This window comes from Ewingella sp. AOP9-I1-14 (assembly GCF_052375995.1).
GTDB classification, from domain to species: Bacteria; Pseudomonadota; Gammaproteobacteria; order Enterobacterales; family Enterobacteriaceae; genus Ewingella; species Ewingella allii.
In genome coordinates, this window is the sequence record NZ_JBQSVA010000003.1 from 302,142 (window position 1) to 319,050 (window position 16,909).

The 16,909-nt window shown below is 54.8% G+C and carries 17 protein-coding genes and 1 other RNA gene; 13 read left to right on the top strand and 5 right to left on the bottom strand.

Going from position 1 to position 16,909, the window contains the following annotated elements; all coding sequences use genetic code 11:
- Nucleotides 1–24: 24 nt before the first annotated feature.
- Nucleotides 25–753 carry a proteasome-type protease gene (locus tag ACT3RT_RS11275; RefSeq protein WP_486031464.1) on the top strand — a complete coding sequence of 243 codons (729 nt, stop codon included), beginning with the start codon at nucleotides 25–27 and terminating at the stop codon, nucleotides 751–753.
- Between the two features lie 51 nt (nucleotides 754–804).
- Here the strand turns inward: ACT3RT_RS11275 and ACT3RT_RS11280 are convergent, their stop codons facing one another.
- Nucleotides 805–2,286, bottom strand: coding sequence for a UxaA family hydrolase (locus ACT3RT_RS11280; RefSeq protein WP_496202994.1), 1,482 nt, complete (start codon nucleotides 2,284–2,286; stop codon nucleotides 805–807).
- 32 nt (nucleotides 2,287–2,318) lie between these two features.
- The gene (uxaC, locus tag ACT3RT_RS11285; protein WP_396131521.1) at nucleotides 2,319–3,731 is read right to left on the bottom strand and encodes a glucuronate isomerase; all 1,413 of its coding nucleotides are present in this window, start codon (nucleotides 3,729–3,731) and stop codon (nucleotides 2,319–2,321) included.
- Nucleotides 3,732–4,184: 453 nt separating this feature from the next.
- On the opposite strand from uxaC, the gene ACT3RT_RS11290 reads away from it, so the two are divergent.
- The 10 genes from ACT3RT_RS11290 (at nucleotide 4,185) to ACT3RT_RS11335 (ending at nucleotide 11,613) form a co-directional block, all read left to right on the top strand.
- Complete coding sequence (locus tag ACT3RT_RS11290) at nucleotides 4,185–5,477, top strand: MFS transporter (protein ID WP_396131520.1); 1,293 nt, start codon at nucleotides 4,185–4,187, stop codon at nucleotides 5,475–5,477.
- 154 nt (nucleotides 5,478–5,631) lie between these two features.
- Nucleotides 5,632–6,435, top strand: a complete 804-nt coding sequence (gene exuR / locus ACT3RT_RS11295) for a transcriptional regulator ExuR (RefSeq protein ID WP_353500803.1) — start codon at nucleotides 5,632–5,634, stop codon at nucleotides 6,433–6,435.
- A gap of 541 nt (nucleotides 6,436–6,976) precedes the next feature.
- Complete coding sequence (locus tag ACT3RT_RS11300) at nucleotides 6,977–7,660, top strand: DedA family protein (RefSeq protein ID WP_353500802.1); 684 nt, start codon at nucleotides 6,977–6,979, stop codon at nucleotides 7,658–7,660.
- Complete coding sequence (mzrA, locus tag ACT3RT_RS11305) at nucleotides 7,657–8,043, top strand: EnvZ/OmpR regulon moderator MzrA (protein ID WP_353500801.1); 387 nt, start codon at nucleotides 7,657–7,659, stop codon at nucleotides 8,041–8,043. Before ACT3RT_RS11300 ends, mzrA begins: the two co-directional genes overlap by 4 nt.
- Nucleotides 8,044–8,238: 195 nt before the next feature.
- A complete protein-coding gene (locus tag ACT3RT_RS11310; RefSeq protein ID WP_496200860.1) occupies nucleotides 8,239–8,616 on the top strand; it encodes a DUF1090 domain-containing protein in 378 nt (125 codons plus the stop codon).
- 173 nt (nucleotides 8,617–8,789) lie between these two features.
- Nucleotides 8,790–9,095 carry an ElaB/YgaM/YqjD family protein gene (locus ACT3RT_RS11315; RefSeq protein WP_353500799.1) on the top strand — a complete coding sequence of 102 codons (306 nt, stop codon included), beginning with the start codon at nucleotides 8,790–8,792 and terminating at the stop codon, nucleotides 9,093–9,095.
- Between the two features lie 2 nt (nucleotides 9,096–9,097).
- Complete coding sequence (locus ACT3RT_RS11320) at nucleotides 9,098–9,502, top strand: phage holin family protein (protein ID WP_034786781.1); 405 nt, start codon at nucleotides 9,098–9,100, stop codon at nucleotides 9,500–9,502.
- A complete protein-coding gene (locus tag ACT3RT_RS11325) occupies nucleotides 9,499–9,783 on the top strand; it encodes a YqjK-like family protein (RefSeq protein ID WP_353500798.1) in 285 nt (94 codons plus the stop codon). Before ACT3RT_RS11320 ends, ACT3RT_RS11325 begins: the two co-directional genes overlap by 4 nt.
- Nucleotides 9,784–10,066: 283 nt before the next feature.
- Nucleotides 10,067–10,459: a DoxX family protein gene (locus tag ACT3RT_RS11330; RefSeq protein ID WP_034786772.1), complete on the top strand. Its 393-nt coding sequence runs from the start codon at nucleotides 10,067–10,069 to the stop codon at nucleotides 10,457–10,459.
- A 167-nt stretch (nucleotides 10,460–10,626) separates the two neighbouring features.
- Complete coding sequence (locus ACT3RT_RS11335) at nucleotides 10,627–11,613, top strand: glutathione S-transferase family protein (protein ID WP_496202995.1); 987 nt, start codon at nucleotides 10,627–10,629, stop codon at nucleotides 11,611–11,613.
- 35 nt (nucleotides 11,614–11,648) lie between these two features.
- Here the strand turns inward: ACT3RT_RS11335 and ACT3RT_RS11340 are convergent, their stop codons facing one another.
- Entirely contained in the window at nucleotides 11,649–12,554 is a 906-nt protein-coding gene (locus tag ACT3RT_RS11340) for a LysR family transcriptional regulator (RefSeq protein ID WP_396131515.1), read from the bottom strand.
- A 112-nt stretch (nucleotides 12,555–12,666) separates the two neighbouring features.
- Between ACT3RT_RS11340 and ACT3RT_RS11345 the strand changes: the two genes are divergently transcribed.
- Entirely contained in the window at nucleotides 12,667–13,371 is a 705-nt protein-coding gene (locus ACT3RT_RS11345) for a pirin family protein (RefSeq protein ID WP_353500796.1), read from the top strand.
- Nucleotides 13,372–13,446: 75 nt separating this feature from the next.
- Here the strand turns inward: ACT3RT_RS11345 and rnpB are convergent.
- Nucleotides 13,447–13,825: RNase P RNA component class A (gene rnpB, locus ACT3RT_RS11350), an RNA gene on the bottom strand.
- Nucleotides 13,826–13,850: 25 nt separating this feature from the next.
- A complete protein-coding gene (gene rsmI / locus ACT3RT_RS11355) occupies nucleotides 13,851–14,720 on the bottom strand; it encodes a 16S rRNA (cytidine(1402)-2'-O)-methyltransferase (RefSeq protein ID WP_353500795.1) in 870 nt (289 codons plus the stop codon).
- Nucleotides 14,721–14,782: 62 nt separating this feature from the next.
- Here rsmI and ACT3RT_RS11360 point away from each other — a divergent pair, with 62 nt between their 5' ends.
- Entirely contained in the window at nucleotides 14,783–16,831 is a 2,049-nt protein-coding gene (locus ACT3RT_RS11360; protein ID WP_496202996.1) for a penicillin-binding protein activator, read from the top strand.
- Nucleotides 16,832–16,909: the final 78 nt, after the last annotated feature.

A 16,909-nucleotide genomic window follows, 5' to 3' on the forward strand; every position in this document is an offset into this window, starting at 1 on the left:
GACTTACTGAAAAGGTAGATTTCGATGACTTACTGTGTGGCCATGCGCTTGTCCTCTGGTCTGGTTTTTGTCTCAGATTCGCGCACCAATGCCGGGGTGGACCACATCTCCACCTTCCGCAAACTGCATGTTTTTCATCAAAGCGATGAGAGGATGCTGGTTATCCAAAGTGCCGGAAATTTGGCGACCACACAAAGCATCATCAGCCTGCTGCACCGCCGCTGTCTGGACCCCGACCGCGAGAATATGCTCAACGTGGAGTCGATGTACGACGCCGCCAGCCTGCTGGGGGAAACGGTAAGAGAAGTGATTGCCCGCGACAGCGGCGCCAATCAGGGCGGTATGACCGATTTCAGCTGTAACTTGCTGTTAGGCGGGCAGATTAAGGGTGAAGGGCTGCGGCTGTTCCACGTGTATCCGCAGGGCAATTTCATCGAAGCGACCCACGACACGCCCTATTTTCAGGTGGGAGAAAGCAAGTACGGTAAGCCGATTATCGACCGCGTGCTGACTTATAACACGCCGCTGGAGCAGGCCATGCAGTGCGCGCTGATTTCGATGGACTCAACCCTGCGCAGTAATCTGTCCGTGGGCCTGCCGCTGGACGTGATGATCTACCCGACCGACAGTTTCAGCACCGCGCAGCAGTACCGCGTCACGGAGGAACATCCCTATTTCGACATGATCCGTAAAGGCTGGGGGGAAGGTTTGCTGAGCATCTTTGCCCAGTTGCCGCCGCTGAAGCTGGATTGATCAAAAAAGGATCGGCGCTGGCCGATCCTTCTCTCATGTTCTCTCTGACGTTTACAGCGTCACGCCGCTTTTGAAAATCGCCAACTCGCGAAAATCATTCAGCTCGTTCTTAGTCTGCTGGCCGCTGGCAATCTTCACAATCAGATCCACAAAGCTGTCCAGCAGCTGATCCATGCTCACGCCGTGGATCAGCTGCCCCGCGTCGAAGTCGATCCAATGCGGCTTTTTGGCCGCCAGTTCGCTGTTGGTCGCCAGTTTTACCGTCGGCACAAATCCGCCATAAGGCGTGCCACGCCCGGTGCTGAACAGCACCATGTGGCAGCCTGCCCCGGCCAGCGCGCTGGTGGCGACGGCGTCATTGCCCGGCGCGCTCAGCAGGTTCAGGCCGTGCGCGGTCAGGCGTTCGCCATACTTCAGCACGTCGACAATCTGGCTATGCCCGGCTTTCTGCGTACAGCCCAGCGACTTCTCCTCAAGGGTAGTGATGCCCCCCGCCTTGTTGCCCGGCGACGGGTTTTCATAAATCGGCTGGTTGTGGGAAATGAAATACTGTTTGAAGTCATTCACCATGCTGACGGTTTTGTCGAAAGTCGCCTCGTCACGGCAGCGGCTCATCAGAATGCGCTCTGCGCCGAACATTTCCGGCACTTCGGTCAGCACAGTGGTGCCGCCGTTGGCAATGGTGTAATCCGAAAAACGCCCGAGCAGCGGGTTGGCGGTGATGCCCGACAGTCCGTCAGACCCGCCGCACTCTAAGCCGAATTTCAGCTCGCTCAGCCTGCCCGGCTGGCGCTGGTCACTGCGCATCACGGCGTAAAGCTCGTGCAAACGTGCGACGCCCGCCTCAACTTCGTCATCGAATTTCTGCAACGCCATAAAGCGCACGCGAGCTTCATCGACTTCTCCCAAGGTGTCGCGGAACACGTCCACCTGATTGTTTTCACAGCCTAAACCAATCACCAGCACCGCGCCCGCGTTGGGGTGGCGCACCATGTTCTGCAACATAGTGCGGGTGTTGATATGGTCATCGCCGAGCTGCGAACAGCCCAACTGATGAGTGAACAGGTAAACCCCGTCGATGCCTTGCGCCTGCTGGGTTTCTTTGAGGAAACGCTGCTGAATCTGCTTGGCGATGCCATTCACGCAGCCGACAGTTGGGATCAGCCACAGCTCGTTGCGAATGCCGACCAGCCCGTTTTTGCGGCGATAGATCTGCACCTCGCGATCGCCCTTTTGTTCAGGCACGGCGGCGAACTCCGGCTGGTACTGATAGGCGTCGAGATCGCTGAGGTTGGTTTTAGCATTCTGCGAATGAATGTGTTCTCCGGCGGCGATGTCCACCAGCGCATGACCAATCGGCAAGCCGTACTTGATGATGTGCTCCCCGGCGGCAATCGGGCGCAGCGCGAACTTGTGGCCGCGCACCACCTCTTGCAGCAAAGCAGCGCCAGTGTCGGTAATTTCTCCGCAGGTGAGATCGCGCAGTGCCACGGCGACATTATCAGCAGGGTGAATAGTTATGGTGCTTTGCATAGTCGCCGTGTCAGTCATGCTGTGCGTCACTCTCAGTTAAGCTCAATCGCGAAATAGCTTTTGGCGTTGTCGAAACAGATGTTTTTCACCATGTTGCCAAGCAGCGCGATGTCGTTCGGCGCTTCGCCCTCTTCTACCCAGCGCCCCATCATCTGGCACAGGATGCGGCGGAAGTATTCATGGCGCGTATAGGACAGGAAGCTGCGGCTGTCGGTCAGCATGCCGACGAAGCGGCTGAGCAGCCCCATGTTGGCGAGCTGGATCATTTGGCGCTGCATGCCGTCTTTTTGGTCGTTAAACCACCACGCGGAGCCGAACTGCACTTTGCCCGGAATGCCGTCGCCTTGGAAATTCACCGCCATGGTTGCCAGCACTTCGTTATCGCGCGGGTTCAGGCAGTAAAGAATGGTTTTCGGCAAGCCGCCGTTCATGCCCTGCGCGCCCAGCAGTTTTGACAGCGGCTCGGCCAGTGGCTGGTCATTAATAGAGTCAAAGCCGACGTCGGCACCCAGCAGTTCAAACATGCGGGTGTTGTTATTACGCAGCGCGCCGATGTGGTACTGCTGCACCCAGTTGCGGCGCTGGTATTCAGAAGCGAGGAACAGCAACACGCCGGTTTTGAACTGCGCGCTCTCTTCTTTGCTCGGCAGGCTGCCGCTCAGGCGACGGGACAAAATGCCGTCCAGCGTGGCTTGGTCAGCTTCGGCATATACCACCACGTCCAGCGCGTGGTCAGACACTTTGCAGCCGTGCGCCGCGAAGTGATCCATGCGTTTTTTCAGCGCGTCGCAGACATCGCTAAAACGCGAAATTGAGGTGTCTGAGGTCTGTTCAAGGCGCTTCATGTAATCGTTGAAGCCGGCGGCATCAATGTTGAACGCCTTGTCCGGCCGCCAGCTCGGCAGCACTTTGACGTCAAAATTGCCATCTTCGGCGACGATTTTATGGTGTTCCAGCGAGTCAATCGGGTCATCGGTGGTGCCGACCATTTTCACATTCATCTGCTTCATGATGCCGCGCGCGCTGAAGCTCTTCTGCGCCAACATCTCATTGCCGCGCTCCCAAATTTCATCGGCGGTTTTCGGCGACAGCAGCTTGCCAATAATGCCAAACGGGCGGCGCAGCTCGAGGTGAGTCCAGATATAGAGCGGGTTGCCGAGGGTGTGAGGCACGGTGGCGGCCCAGGCATCAAACTTCTCGCGGTCGCTGGCGTCACCGGTGCACAGGCGCTCGGCCATGCCGTTGGTGCGCATGGCGCGCCACTTGTAGTGATCCCCCTTCAGCCAGATGTCGTAGAGGTTTTTAAACTGATAGTCCTGCGCAATCTGTTCCGGCGGCAGGTGACAGTGATAGTCAAAAATCGGCTGATCTTTCGCATAGTCGTGGTACAGGCGACGTGCGACTTCGGTATCGAGCAGGAAATCTTCAGTTAAAAACTGCGCCATCTTGGGGTTCCTCGCCTTGATGTGAATTTGAGTTATCTCTCTTGATGCAAAGTTATCACACCAATTTAAGCTATCGTCCAGCGCTATTTCTTGCTAAACCCGGCTCGCCAATAGACTGAGAAATAATAAAAAATCTTTAAAATTATTGATATTTAAGGATTTTATCAATTTATATAGCCAGCGCACATTATCCACACTATTCAAATGTGGTTTTGTGATGTCATTCAAATTTTAAATCTGTATGACAAGTTATCGTAATTTTGCCCGAACAAATGTGCCGTCGAGATCCTGCCACCTCGACGGCACCGTTGTTTGGGCATTTTTTAGCGAACCGTTCGCTGGGCAAAAGAAAAAACCAAGAAGCAATAAAGCCGAGGCCCGCCGTCAGGCGGAGCTATTCGCGCCGTGGCCGTATCGAGCCATCGCCGACTACATTGGGTTGGAGAGAACGAAATGGGTAAGATTAAAGGGTTACGCTGGTACATGATCGCACTGGTGACCGTCGGTACTGTTCTGGGGTATTTAACACGTAATGCCATCGCCGTAGCAGCACCGACATTACAAGATCAACTGCATATCACCACACAACAATATTCTTATATTATTGCTGCCTATTCAGCCTGTTACACCATCATGCAGCCCGTAGCGGGCTACGTGCTGGACGTGATGGGCACCAAAGTGGGCTACGCCATGTTTGCCGTTATGTGGGCGCTGTTTTGTATGGCGACGGCGCTGGCCAGCAGTTGGGGCGGCTTGGCTATCGCCCGTGGCGCGGTAGGCATGGCAGAAGCGGCGATGATCCCAGCAGGCCTGAAAGCCAGCAGCGAGTGGTTCCCCGCCAAAGAGCGCTCCATCGCGGTGGGCTACTTCAACGTCGGTTCTTCCATCGGCGGCATGATTGCTCCTCCTTTGGTGGTGTGGGCGATTGTGATGCACAGCTGGCAGATGGCGTTCATCATCACCGGCGTGCTGAGTCTGGTGTGGGCGGTGTGCTGGCTGGTGTTCTACAAGCATCCGAAAGACCAGAAGAAGCTGAGTGAGCCTGAGCGCGAATACATTCTGGGTGGTCAGGAAGCCCAGCATCAAACCTCCAACAGTAAGAAGATGTCGGCGTGGCAAATCCTGCGTAATCGCCAGTTCTGGGGCATCGCGCTGCCGCGTTTTCTGGCTGAGCCAGCGTGGGGAACCTTCAACGCCTGGATCCCACTGTTTATGTTTAAAGCCTATGGCTTCGACCTCAAGCATATTGCGATGTTTGCCTGGATGCCGATGCTGTTCGCCGACTTAGGCTGCATCGTGGGGGGCTATCTGCCGCCGTTATTCCAGAAATACTTCAAGGTGAACCTGATTGTCTCGCGCAAACTGGTGGTGACCATGGGCGCACTGCTGATGATTGGGCCGGGGATGATTGGCCTGTTCGCCAGCCCTTATGCGGCCATCGCCCTGTTGTGCGTCGGCGGCTTTGCTCACCAGTCGCTGTCCGGCGCGCTGATCACCCTCTCCTCTGACGTGTTTGGCCGTAACGAAGTGGCGACCGCCAATGGTTTAACCGGCATGGCCGCGTGGACCGCCAGCACGCTGTTCGCCTTAGTAGTAGGCGCGCTGGCTGACACCTTGGGCTTCAGCCCGCTGTTTGCCGCGCTGTCGGTATTTGACCTGCTCGGCGCGATAGTTATCTGGACCGTATTGCAAAATCGCTCGGCGGTAGAGCCTGTTCCGCAGCCGTTGCAACCCGCGAAAGTCTAAACTTCGCGCCAACCGGCATGTCTTGAATCAGGCATGCCGGTTTTCACTTGAGTTGCACGGTGCAACGCCCTGCACTTCCCCGTATACTGGTATAACAAGTTTTGAACGCTAGACCCGCGCAATTCAATTTATCAGAGCGATGAAGAGTAAAATCATGGAACCCACTGAAACCAGACGTCTTTATCAACAACTGGCCGCGACGCTCAAGGAGCGTATTGAGGGTGGCGTTTATCCGGTCGGCGAGAAATTGCCCGCCGAACGTCTGATTTCGGAAGAGATGAATGTTAGCCGCACCGTGGTGCGCGAAGCCATCATCATGCTCGAAGTAGAAGGCTACGTGGAGGTGCGCAAAGGCTCAGGCATTCACGTGATGTCCAACCAGCAGAAGCATCTGGTGGTGGCGGGCAGCGGCGGTACCGGCCTTGATTTCGGCGCTGCAGGCCCCTTTGAGCTGCTTCAGGCGCGCCAGCTGATTGAAAGCAATATCGCGGAGTTTGCAGCGACTCAGGTCACCAAGCAGGACATTATCCGGCTGATGGAGATCCAAGAGCAGGCGCGGCTTGAAGACCGTTTTCGCGATTCAGAATGGGATTTGAAATTTCACATTCAGGTGGCGCAATCCACCCAAAATAGCGCCATGGCGACCATCGTCGAGAAGATGTGGAGCCAGCGTCGGCAGAACCCTTACTGGCGCAAGCTGCACGAACATATTGATGAGAAATCGATCGAAGGCTGGTGTGAAGATCACGATAAAATTTTGAAGGCGCTGATCCGTCGCGACCCGCACGCCGCCAAGCTGGCGATGTGGCAACATCTGGAAAACACCAAGCAGATGCTGTTCCGCGCCACCAGCGATGACTTTGAATTCAACGTTGATCGCTATATGTACTCAGAAAACCCGGTGGTGCATCTCGATTCACCACCTCTCAATGTCCCTACTCCGCTAAACAACAAATAGTGCCTCTTATAGCAGGCCGATTTCTCGACCTGCTTTCATCAATTTCTTCTGAATAATCCTACCCATTTGTCAGAAAAATAAGCCTCTACCTGTCAGCCATTGTCGAGTTGTGTCAGTCAGTGTAAAAGCGCGCCCCGTATGGCGTTGCGAACTTAAACCAATGCGCTCAAGCAGGTATATTTACCTGTCTCAAAGGTGGTTGTTTTGTTACAGTTAGACGACTTTTATTACCTAAGCGCCGAGCGATAAAATGCGCTTAATGCGAGGAATCGTCCAAAATACCCGCATAAAGACTAAGGAAAATAAAGGTTACAACGTTTTTTTTGCACTTAAGATGCATTTGATTGCCAGTGATCAATCGGCCTTTTGTATCAATTCCTATACTGCATGTATCAATACTCACGGCGTTTTGGGCTTTTTGCCCCGAATGCAGCGCCAGGGAAAGGCGTACTTCTCGGTCTGAAAGTCTCGCGTTGAGCATGCTTGCTCCGTAGTCGATTCAGGCGGGTTAACTGAAAACGATGGAGTTTCGCAAAAGTACATGGAAATCATTAGTTCGCTTATCGATGCCTTATGGCAACAAGATTATGAAACTCTGGCCAACCCTTCGCTGGTCTGGACGTTATATACCGTTTTATTTTTGATTATCTTCCTCGAAAACGGCCTGCTGCCCGCCGCCTTCCTGCCTGGCGACAGCTTATTAATTTTAGTCGGCGTATTGATTGCCAAAGACGCCATGAATTTCCCGCTTACCATCGTGCTGCTGACCACCGCCGCCAGCCTCGGCTGCTGGCTGAGTTATATTCAGGGCAAGTGGCTGGGCAATACGCGAATAGTGCAAGGCTGGCTGGCGCATCTCCCCGTGCAGTATCATGAGCGGGCGCACAACCTGTTCCACCGCCACGGCCTTTCCGCACTGCTGGTGGGCCGCTTTCTGGCCTTCGTCAGAACCTTATTACCGACCATCGCGGGCCTGTCCGGGCTGAGCAACGCGCGTTTCCAGTTCTTCAATTGGATGAGCGGCCTGCTGTGGATCTTAATTTTGACCACCCTCGGCTATTTCTTGGGTAAGACTCCGCTGTTTCTGAAGTACGAAGATCAACTGATGAACTGCCTGATGCTGTTGCCGGTGGTGCTGCTGGTGGGTGGCCTTGGCGGCTCATTGCTGCTGCTGTGGCGTAAAAAGCAGGCCGATCGTCAGAATAAGGGCGATAAGGCACCGTGAAAATCAAACCGATTAAACGCTCAATCCTGTGGCCTATCACCTTGCTGACGCTGGTGTTGGTGGCGATTGTGATTGGATTTGCCGTCGCCCGCATGCCGCAGAACACTAACGCCCTGCAGATTCGCCCAGTGCGGGCCGGCGTGGCGCTGCCCGACGGCTTTTATGTTTACCAAAGCCTGAACCAGCGCGGCATTCGCATTCAGAGCATCACGCCGGTGCAGGACGGGCTGATCGTCGAACTGGACTCACTGGAGCAGCGCGAACTGGCGGAACACGCCTTGATGGATATCTTACCGCTGGGCTTCTCCATCCAACGCTGCGATCCGCCACAATCCCAGCTCTGGGTGCATAAAATCACCCGCGACCAGCTCAAATTAGGTTAACCCTCTCGCGCTTTCGGAATCCTCCCCTAAGCGCATCTATTATCTGCTGTTATACTTAATCCCACTGTATTGAAAAATTATCTGTGCCAAGACGGCGCATTTTTTCTATCGACCCATTTCGATAAGACGTTTTTCAGTGCTTTACCTACGGAAGAAATGCACCAGCGTTTCACAATGACTAAGGAAGACACCCTCATGAATCTGCGTTTATCCGCGCTGTTCGCTATACCGCTTTTCGCATTTTCTGCCGCATCTCTCGCTGCTTCGCAGCCACAGACTTGCGCCGCTAAACAACAGCAAATCAAGACCCAACTTGATTACGCACATCAGCACAACAATAAAGACCAGATCGCTGGCCTGCAAAAAGCCTTGAGCGAAAACCAAGCGCACTGCACGGACTCTGGTCTCAAAGCCGAATACGAAAAACATGTTGCTGAAAAGAAAGAAAAAGTTCAGGAACGTGAGCAAGAGCTGAAAGAAGCCCAAGCCACGGGCGACAGCAAAAAGATCGAGAAGAAACAGCACAAGCTGGACGAAGCACAATCTGAATTGAAAGAAGCACAGGGCCAATAATTAGCCCTGTCAGACCGATTTTCCCCGTTCATAGCGGTGAAATGGCGTTATCTGACTCAGGCTTAACCTTAAATCGGGGGCTTTAGTCCTTAAATCAGGTGCCTAAGTTGCGATAACCCAGATATCCGCTATGTTAAAAGTTCGCATCAGTTAACGTATGGAGTGATACAAACATGGCTAAGAACACCACCTCAGAAAATCTGCGCGCGGAACTTAAATCGTTGGCTGATACCTTGGAAGAAGTTCTTCAAACTTCCACCGATAAGCCAAAAGCAGAGTTAGATAAGCTGCGCGGCAAGGCAGAAAGCCTGCTGAAAGACACCCGCTCTCGCCTGAGTGATACTGGCGATAAGCTGGCCCATCATTCGAAAGAAATCGCAGGTCGTGCTGATGATTACGTGCATGACAAACCTTGGACTGGCGTTGGTATTGGTGCTGCCGTCGGCGTAGTTATTGGCGTTCTGCTAGCACGCCGTTAATTATGGCTGAACCGATAAAGACTCCGCCACAAGGACCGGGCAAAGGGATACTTGATACGGCGCAACGCATTGTCACCGTTTTGGTTGGCATGGTTGAAACGCGTGTCAGACTGGCCGTCATTGAGCTGGAAGAGGAAAAGGCCAATATTTTCCAACTCTTGCTGATGGCGGGCATCACCCTCATCTTTACCGCTTTCGGTTTAATGAGCCTATTGGTTGTGCTGTTCTGGGCAATCGACCCGGCTTATCGACTTGTTGCAATGGGCACCACCACCGGCGTTTTACTGTTCCTGGCGGTGGTATTAGGTCTCTGGACGCTGTCGAAAGCGAAACGTTCAACTTTGTTGAGCATGACGCGTAAACAGCTGGATATTGACCGTTCATTGCTGGAAAAGGATGACCAATGAGCACACCTGACCGCGTTATCGAGAAAGTAAAACTGCTGCGTAAAATCGAGCGTCAACGCGCTGAGTTGTCTGCGGGCCGCCTAGAATGGCTCGAAGCAACCGCAAAAGTAGATCGCGGCTGGGTGAAGTTTATTGATATGCGTAAGTATCTGGTGCTGGGTTCCAGCGTTCTGGCGATTTACGGCATCCGACATCCAAGTAAAGTGGTTCGCTGGTCGCGTCGCGCCTTTGGTATCTGGGGCACCGTGCAGCTTTTCCGCCGTAACTTTATAAAGCCGTAGCGCTAATTTATTGATTAAATTCGACTAATTCATTTTTAATCAACGCGCAACGCGCTCCCCCACGGGCCAGTCCGGAGTTTCTCCGACTGGCCCGTTTCTTTAAGTTCCCGCCGCGCTGTTCAATTTATTTGATAATAATAGACAGTTTTACTTGCTAACAACTGTTCAACTTTCCCCTTACTATCCCATCATCAACCAGACGCGGTAACGGTTGGGGATAATACCCGAACGTGCCGTTAATATTATTGTCGCCCAATTTGGGCAACATTTTTCGGAGTCGAAAATGACCAAAGTTAACAATACCGTCCTGCTTATCGCTCGTATCTTAATGCCGATTCTGTTCATCACTGCGGGCTGGGGCAAGATCACCAACTACGCAGGAACCGGTGCTTACATGAGCTCAATGGGTGTGCCATCTTTCCTGCTGCCACTGACCATTTTGCTTGAGTTCGGCGGCGGCTTGGCCATTCTGTTCGGCTTCCTGACCCGTACTACAGCGTTTATCACTGCAATCTTCACCATCCTGACTGCACTGATCTTCCACACTGATTTTGCTGTTGCCGTAAACCAGATGATGTTCATGAAAAACCTGTCTATCGCCGGTGGCTTCTTCGCCCTGTTCGTAGCGGGTCCGGGCGCAATCAGCATCGATCGCCTGATCAAGAAAAACTGGTAACAGTTCGCACATAAGAATGTGCCGCTATACTCAATAGACTGATGGGCGATGTGATTATTCACCTCGCCCTTTTTATTTCTTATCTGCACATCTCCCCAGCATGATTCGCGTTGCATCAATGCAGTACATCAAGATTCAGCACGAAGGATGATGGGAAAGGAGAGATCATGGGACAACTCGTCGAAGGCAAATGGCATGACGTTTGGTATGACACCAAATCCACCGGCGGCCATTTCAAACGCACTGAATCGCAATTTCGCAATTGGGTGACCCCCAACGGCGAGGCAGGTCCGCACGGCAAAAGCGGATTCGCCGCCGAGCCGAATCGCTATCACCTTTATGTCTCCCTCGCCTGTCCCTGGGCGCACCGCACCTTACTGATGCGCGCCCTGAAAGGCTTGGATAAGCTGATTCCAGTTTCCGTGGTGCATCCGCTGATGCTGGAGAATGGCTGGACCTTCGCCACCGACTTCCCTGCCGCGACCGGCGATGACCTTTACCACCTGAACTTCGCCTATGAAATCTATCTGCGGGCGCAGAAGGACTACACCGGGCGCGTCACCGTGCCTATCCTGTGGGACAAAAAGCTGCAAACCATCGTCAGCAATGAATCGGCGGACATCATCCGTATGTTCAACAGCGCGTTTGATGCCCAAGGCGCGCGCGCTGGGGATTACTACCCGGAAAATTTGCGCCCGGCCATTGATGAAGTGAATGAATGGGTCTATCCGCTAATTAACAACGGCGTCTATAAAGCGGGTTTTGCCACCTCGCAGGAAGCTTATGATGAGGCAGTAAAAGGGGTATTTGAAGGGCTGGACCGAGCCGAAGCCCTGCTGGAGAAACATCGCTACCTGACCGGCAACCGGCTAACCGAGGCCGATTTGCGCCTGTGGACCACGCTGGTGCGCTTCGATCCGGTGTACGTCACGCACTTTAAGTGCGACCGCTATCGCATTAGTGATTACCCGAACCTCTACGGCTTCCTGCGTGACATCTACCAAATGCCGGGCATTGCCGAAACCGTGGACTTCGCGCACATTCGCAATCATTACTACCGCAGCCACGCGACCATCAATCCGCACGGGGTGATCTCCACGGGTCCGGCGCAGGATCTGGATGCCGAGCACGGCCGCGACCTGCGTTTCAGCTAAGCCGCATGCTTCCCCTCTGGCGAGGGGGAGCATGGCTAGTTGGCGTCGCGGGTGGCAAGCAGCTTGGCGATTTCCCGCAGAAACCACGCCTTGGCTTCACCCATGCTGTCGCGGCGCCACGCCATGATGATCTCCGCCTCGCGGTTGTACTCCGCGCTCACCACCCGCAGACGCCCCTCGGCGATATCTTTTTCCACCATCGGATAAGGCATCGTCGCCACACCCAAACCTGCCAACAGCGCCTGTCGCTTCTCTTCAATGGTACTGACGGTTAAACGCTGCTGTTTATCCAGCAGCTGCACGGTGAGGGTCGGCCGCTCGCGGGCGGTATCCGCCACCGCGATGCCGCGATATTTCACCCGGCTGACTTCCGACAGCGGCTCGGCTTCCAGATGAATTGGGTGATCCGGCGCGGCGACATAGACACTCATCAGCTTATAGAGCTTGCGGCTGTTGATTTCAGACGATGAGCGGAAGTGCATATCCGGCGCGATAACAATGTCGGCGCGGCCCTGCTCAAGACGCTCCCAGGCACCGGCTAGCACTTCGGTTATCAGCGATACCTGCGTGTTGGCTTTCAGCGCCAGCTTTTCAATTAACGGGAATAGCTGGGTAGCGGGAACCAGCGCTTCACAAACGATGGTGATTTGGGTTTCCCAACCGCGCGCCAGCGCTTCGGCATCTACGGTAAGTTTATCAGCGGCTTCGAGCAAAACGCGGCCGCGTTCGAGCAGCATGCGGCCAACGTTGGTGAATTTTGTCCGATGACCTGAACGGTCAAACAACACCACGTCCAGCTCTTCCTCCAACTTCTGCATGGTGTAGCTCAATGCAGAAGGCACGCGGCCTAGCTCGTCTGCCGCCGCCGCAAAGCTGCCGCGCCGGTCGATGGCATCCATGACCCTGAGTGCTTCAAGTGTGAGTGCGCGATCCTTAGCCATGGGGTTCTCTGTCAGGAAATTTGAATATACCGACCAGATTAACTGGCTAACAATCAGTCGTCCAGACGCTTACCATTTAAGTATGGAATTTTTTTAACTGAGCCAGACCGCAATGATTAAGAGCAGAACTGCAAAAGAGTGCGGCACAGCTGACTTTGGTTGGCTTCAGGCGCGCTATACCTTTTCATTTGGGCACTATTTTGACCCAAAACTTATGGGCTACGCGTCACTGCGCGTTCTCAATCAGGAAGTGCTGGCGCCGGGTGCCAGCTTCCAGCCACGCACCTACCCGCACGTCGACATCCTGAATTTAGTGCTGCAAGGCAGCGCGGAGTACCGCGACGCCGAGGGCAACAGCGTTCGCGTCAACGAGGGCGAAGCCGTGCTGCTTTCAACCCAGAATAACGTTGCTTACAGCGAGCTGAACCTGAGTTCAACCCAGCCTCTGACCCGTATGCAACTGTGGCTGGACGCCTGCCCGCAGCATGAAAATCCGCTGATCCAGCAGCTTAAGGTCGGCCAGCAGCCGCACCTGTTGCTGGCATCGCCCGATGGCGAGAAAGGCAGCCTACAGCTGCGCCAGCAGGTGTGGATCCATCATATTGAGCTGGGCGAAGGCGAGAGCATTACTCTACCGATACGCGGCACGCGAGCCTATTTGCAATCGATTCACGGCCGCATCGACGCCCTGGGCGCAGAGAGTCAGGATAAGCAGAAGCTGGTGTGTGGCGACGGCGCGTTTATCCAAGGTGAGTCAGAAATCAGCCTTACCGCCAGCACCCCGCTGCGGGCCCTGCTGATCGACCTGCCGGTGTGACGCAATAAGCTTCACCGCGAAACGCCATAAATGAAGAAGGCCCGTGTAACTTGCGTTACACGGGCCTTTTCGTATTGGAGGAGTTGACCGTTAAGCCGGGTTCTGTCGTGGACAGTCATTCATCTAGGCCAGCAATCGCTCACTGGCTCAAGCAGCCTACCCGGGTTCAGTACGGGCCGTACCATGTGAACCCCTATTTGGCCTTGCTCCGGGTGGAGTTTACCATGCCACGAACTGTTGCCAGCCGCGCGGTGCGCTCTTACCGCACCCTTTCACCCTTACCTGATCCCACTTGCGTGGGCCATCGGCGGTTTGCTCTCTGTTGCACTTGTCGTAAGCTCGCGCTTCCCAGGCGTTACCTGGCACCCTGCCCTATGGAGCCCGGACTTTCCTCCCCTTCATCTGTCTCCCCCGAAAGGGACGGCAACGAAGCGGCGACTGTCTGGTCAACTCCGGCGCGGATGATAGGCCATAATGGCCTACTTGTCACCCTCTTGCTGGTCGAGTGCGTATTTATACAACGCATTCTTCTTCACGCCGTGGATCTCGGCGGCCAGCGAGGCGGCCTTTTTCAGCGGTAACTCTTTTTGTAGCAGCGCCAGCGTGCGCAGTGCCTCAGCCGGTAAGGCTTCGGTATCTACTTTATGGCCTTCGACAATCAGCACCATTTCGCCACGTTTGCGGGTTTCATCTTCTTTTACCCAGTCGAGCAGCGCGCCCACGGCGTCACCACGGATGTTTTCCCAGGTTTTAGTGATTTCGCGCGCCAGCACGACATAGCGATCTGGCCCCCAGACTTCCACCATATCTTGCAGGCTGTCGAGCAGGCGATGAGTGGATTCGTAGAAGATCAGGGTGCGAGGCTCTTCAATCAGTGCCTGAAGGGCATCTTTTCGTGATTTTGTTTTCGCAGGCAGAAAACCCTCGTAACAGAATTTATCCGAAGGCAAACCGGCGGCGCTCAGAGCCGCAATCGCGGCACAGGCCCCCGGCAAAGGAACCACGCGAATACCGGCTTCTCGGCAGCGACGCACCAGATGGTAGCCGGGGTCGTTAATCAGCGGCGTTCCGGCATCGGAAACTAACGCAATGCTTTGACCACTCTGCAATTTTGCTAATAAATGCTCGGCTTTTTGCTGCTCATTATGGTCATGCAAAGGGTACATTTTGGCGCTAATGGCGAAGTGTTGCAGCAGTAATCCGGTATGGCGGGTATCCTCCGCCGCAATCAAATCTACGCTGCTGAGCACCGCCAATGCACGCTGGGTAATGTCCCCTAAATTGCCGATTGGTGTCGGTACGATGTACAGCGTTGATGCAGAAATATCTGCTTGATCGTGTTGATTCATTGTTTCATCCGGATTGCCGATTTAATATTGAGCATCTTGAAAAAAACATCACTGGAAACTGAATGCCTTCCTCAACTACTTTTCGTACCCGCACGGGACGTTTGATCCCTGCCGTTATCGTGGCGATGCTTCTCGCCAGTTGTTCGAGCCAGGCACCGCAAACGCCGACTGAAACCGTTCAGGCGAAGGCGACGGGCAGCTCAGACTATTATCTGCAGCAGGCCCAGCAAAGCGGTGATGATACCAAGGCTGACTGGCAATTACTTGCAGTTCGTGCCCTGTTGCGCGAAGGCAAAGTGCCTCAGGCAGCCGATCAGCTGGCCAATTTGCCGCAAAACCTGACCGCCGTGCAGGCGCAAGAGCAGCAGTTGGTGAGCGCCGAAGTGCAGGTCGCCCAGCAGAATTACCCAGCGGCGGCCACCACGCTGAGCAAAATCGATCCATCCAACCTCAACAGCGACCAGCAGGCGCGTTTCTATCAAGCGCAAATCGACGCCAGCCAAGGCCGCACCAGCCTAGGCCTGCTGCGTGCCTATATCGCTCAGGAGCCGCTGTTACAGGGTAAACCGCATCAGAACAACATTGACGCCACCTGGGCCGCGCTGACTCAGATGACGCCGCAGGACGTTAGCAACATCACCATCAATGCGAATGAAAACACCCTGCAAGGCTGGCTCGACCTGCTCAGCGTCTGGCAGAGCAACAAGCAAGACCCTGACCTGCTGAAAGCCGGTATTAAAGACTGGCAGCGCCGCTATCCGGTGAACCCGGCGGCTAAGAGCCTGCCGACTCAGTTAAACAGCGTGCTGAACTTCCAACCTTCTTCTACGGAGAAGATTGCCCTGTTCCTGCCGATGAGCGGCGCGGCGCAGGTGTATGGCAATGCCATTCAGCAAGGCTTCAACGCAGCGATGAACGGATTACCTTCTGCTCAGCCTGCGGCGCAGCAGCAGCCAGCAGCAGATCCAAACGCGGCACCGGCCTCAGCTCCAGTTGACCCGAATGCCGCCGTTAGCCCTTCTGCCCAGCAGGACGGCGCGGATCAAGAGCAGCAGGCAGCCACTACTGCAGCAGCTCCGGCTACCCCACAGCCAACCACGCCAGCTAACCCAAGTGCTCAGGTGAAAGTGTATGACACCAGCACCCAGCCAATCCCAGCCTTGCTCGCGCAGGCTCAGCAAGATGGCGCGACTATCGTCGTCGGCCCATTGCTGAAGGATCAGGTCAACGGTTTGGCGGCAGATCAAACGCCATTAAACGTTTTAGCGCTGAATCAGCCAGAAACTGAGAAAAGCAGCCCGAATATCTGTTACTTTGCGCTCTCTCCGGAAGACGAAGCTCAGGACGCCGCGCGCCACATGTGGCAACAGCATCGTCAGGCTCCGCTGCTGCTGGTGCCGCGTGGTAACTTCGGCGACCGTATCGCTCAGGCTTTTGCCGATGAGTGGCAGAAACAGGGTGGACAAACGGTGCTGAAACAGGGCCTTGGCTCTTATGCAGAACTGAAATCCACCATCCGCAGCGGCATTCGTCTGACCGGCACGCCGGTGTCGAGCAGCGCGCAAGCGGCGGCGACCGCGCCGCAGGGCGTGACCATTGGCGGCATCACCATCCCGGCACCACCAACCGATGACCAGATCACTCAGGCCACCGGCGGCGGCGCATCGGGTAATGTAGATTCGGTGTATATCGTGGCGACGCAGGACGAGCTGACGCTGATTAAGCCGATGATTGATTTGGCTGTCAGCGGCCGCAATAAGCCAGCTGTCTACGCCAGTTCGCGCAGCTATCAGGCAGGCGCAGGCCCGGATTACCGTCTGGAGATGGAAGGCGTGCAGTTCAGCGATATTCCTCTGCTGGCGGGCACCAACCCGGCGTTGATGCAGCAAGCTACGGGTCAGTTCAAAAATGACTACTCGCTGGTGCGCCTCTACGCAATGGGTATCGACGCATGGGACTTGGCAAACCACTTCTCACAAATGCGCCAGATCCCAGGCTTCCAGATTAGTGGCAAAACCGGCCAGCTGAGTGCGAACCAAAACTGCGTGATCCATCGCAAAATGCCGTGGTTGCAGTACAGTAAAGGCGCGTTGGTGCCGGTTTCTTCTTAAATCATAGGTTTAAGACAAAGCTGAAAGCGTGAACGGGGTATCGGATTTACCCCGTTTTTTAAGTACAAGGATGTATAG